Origin of the sequence: Blautia sp. CAG:237, assembly GCF_000436615.1 — a bacterium.
Taxonomy (GTDB): domain Bacteria; phylum Bacillota; class Clostridia; order Lachnospirales; family Lachnospiraceae; genus Blautia_A; species Blautia_A intestinihominis.
This window is the reverse complement of sequence record NZ_FR886691.1, coordinates 1-2499: the sequence shown is the minus strand read 5'-3', so window position 1 is coordinate 2499 and position 2499 is coordinate 1. Positions and strand designations below refer to the sequence as shown.

Sequence of the window (2499 nt, the reverse complement as noted above, 5' to 3'; positions counted from 1 at the left end):
GGCCACCGCAGAAAAAAACAGGAACCCACACAGCCGGTCATCCTTCTTCCTGCACCGGAAAAAGTCCTGGAAGACAGTGATTTCAAAAAGACCGGAAGAACAATCATAAAACAGATGGTGGGATTCCAGGTGTACCTAAATGTAAGGGAATATCATGCAGATGTTTACTATAACACGAAGACAGGCGAACGGGTGCACGCTGCATTTCCAGCCGGAGTTGTAGATGAAGTGAATTATGATGGGAGTATCCGGGCATTCCTGTTCCTTTTGAACAATGACTGCTGTGTTTCCATTGATAAGAGCAGGAGGTTCCTGTCAGACCTGACAGGCGGGAAACTGAATATCTCCAAGGGGATGGTAAGTAAGCTCAGCAGGGAGTTTGCTTTAAAAACTGTGCCTGAACGCAGGACTGCCTGTGCAGATATGCTGCTTTCCCCCGTCATGCCCTTGAACAGTAACCGCCAGTTAGCAAGTAGTATCTATTTTCTTTTCCAGTTTGCAAAAATATCCGAGGATTCTTTCAGGAACTCATAGGAAATCTGTATTTCATCCTCTGTTGCTGTTTTATCATCATCCAGGATCGGATATGGATTGCATCCTCCTGCTGTTTCTCCGACCTGATCCATCGCAAAAGAATTACCGCAGTTCTGGCAGACCAGTTTGTCTCCTTCCTGCTTGTAGTAGCCATTGCCCGAATCATAACAAATCTGGCAGGTATTGAATGCAGTACGAACGATTCCTTCTGCATCTTTTACCGCGATCACTTCCATCTCTGTTCCGTCCACTTCGATTGGATAAAATGCTGCATCTTCAGATAAGTCATCTGTTTTAATGGTCAGACTGTCGCCTTTTTCTATTTTGGTTGTTTCTTTTTTATCTTCTTTATCGTCGGTTGCTTTTGATGCTTTTTTCTCTGTTGTCTTTGTTGTGCTGGAAGCTGCTGCCATTACATTTTCTACCTTTCCATACGCTGTCGCTGTTGTCATTAACATGGCTGCCATTGCTGCTGTTATCATAAATCTTTTCATTGTTTCTTCCTCAACTTTCTACATAAATCTTTCCTGTGATCATCCCCATCCAGCAAGTGTAAGTGTAAGTACCTGCTTTTTTCGGTGTGAATTCGATTACATTTTCGCCCTCATCAAAAGCATATTCTATTCCCAGATCCTGCTGGATGATTTTATAATTGCATCCGTTGACACTTCCATCCGGGGCCTCGACCGTCCACTTTACAGGCTCGCCTGCCTTGACCGTAATGTCCGGATAGCTCCTGCCAGACTGTAAGGTACTGGTGATGTACTGTGTCTCATCTGTATTTTTCTTATCAACGTCTGTATTTTCTGCCATAAGTGTGCCTGTAACTTTACTGTTCAGACCTGATAATGTACCGCCCTGCACCATCATAGAGAGGCCCATGACCACTACCAGAATTGCGCCGGCTTTCAGAACCTGCCTTGTGAATCGTTTTCCAAGCATGGATACTGCGGAACCGAATCCAAGCATCAGTGGAACAGTTCCCAGGCTGAAACAGAGCATGGACAAAGCTCCCGCCAGCGGATTTCCAGATACCAGGGCAACAACCTGCATGGACTGCAGCGGCCCGCACGGCATGAGACCATTACAGAGCCCGATGAAAAATGGAGTTCTGGGTTTTCTGCCTGATTTTTGTTTTGTTTTTTTATTGAAGTTCGGAATGTGTACCGCCAGCCTTCTAAGTCCCGGAAAAATCCCAAGCATATTTACACCCATGACTACCATGATAATCCCTGCGAATAATTTAAGTATTCCCTGAAAAAGTGTAGATGTCTGTAAACTACTGCCGATTCCTGCCAAAGCTCCGACTGCTCCAAGCACGCCGCCGATCACTGTATAGGAAACCACACGTCCGATGTTATATTCCAGAGTATTACGGAACATGACCTTTGAGATTTCTGTCGACGTATCTTTCTGTAGTGTCTGCGACAAGTTGATTCCGCCGCACATAGCAATACAATGAACGGAAGTGATCAGTCCGATCACAAACAACATCCCATACCCCATCTCGCTGTCCGCCAGAGAATTCGGCACAAGCCGGTTCAGAATCCCGCATCTCTGCAGCAGGAAAAACAGCACCACAATGATCATGATTTCCCGCACAGCCTTCAGAATGACTTTCTTTTTGGAAGTATTCTGTGCCGATGCCTCGTAGCCTAAGTCACCTATCATTGTTATGATCTGATCCAGTGAGACCATCTCCGGGTCATAGGAAAATTCTGCCGTACCGGTTTCATAACTGACAGAAACTTCTGTGATTCCACTTCGATTATTTAATGCTGATGCTATTCTGGTTTGACAGTTAATACAGGTCATGCCACTGATGTATAGTTTCTCGTGTTTCATAATTTGTTTCCTTTCTGCTGCTGCATTACTGTCATCTTTATTTGCAATAACGCCTCAATTTGAATAAACTTCTCTTAATTTTACTTGTTGTGCTAGATAAAATAAAATATAAAGAAACTT

At 44.3% G+C, this 2499-nt stretch carries 2 protein-coding genes and 1 pseudogene; 1 reads left to right on the top strand and 2 read right to left on the bottom strand.

Going from position 1 to position 2499, the window contains the following annotated elements:
- Positions 1 to 444, top strand: a pseudogene (locus QZL69_RS02865) (IS66 family transposase); the annotation flags it as partial.
- A 35-nt stretch (positions 445 to 479) separates the two neighbouring features.
- Here the strand turns inward: QZL69_RS02865 and QZL69_RS02860 are convergent.
- Positions 480 to 1028 carry a DUF2318 domain-containing protein gene (locus QZL69_RS02860; protein ID WP_022213716.1) on the bottom strand — a complete coding sequence of 183 codons (549 nt, stop codon included), beginning with the start codon at positions 1026 to 1028 and terminating at the stop codon, positions 480 to 482.
- A 10-nt stretch (positions 1029 to 1038) separates the two neighbouring features.
- A complete protein-coding gene (locus tag QZL69_RS02855) occupies positions 1039 to 2379 on the bottom strand; it encodes an urease accessory protein UreH domain-containing protein (RefSeq protein ID WP_022213715.1) in 1341 nt (446 codons plus the stop codon).
- Between the last annotated feature and the right edge of the window lie 120 nt (positions 2380 to 2499).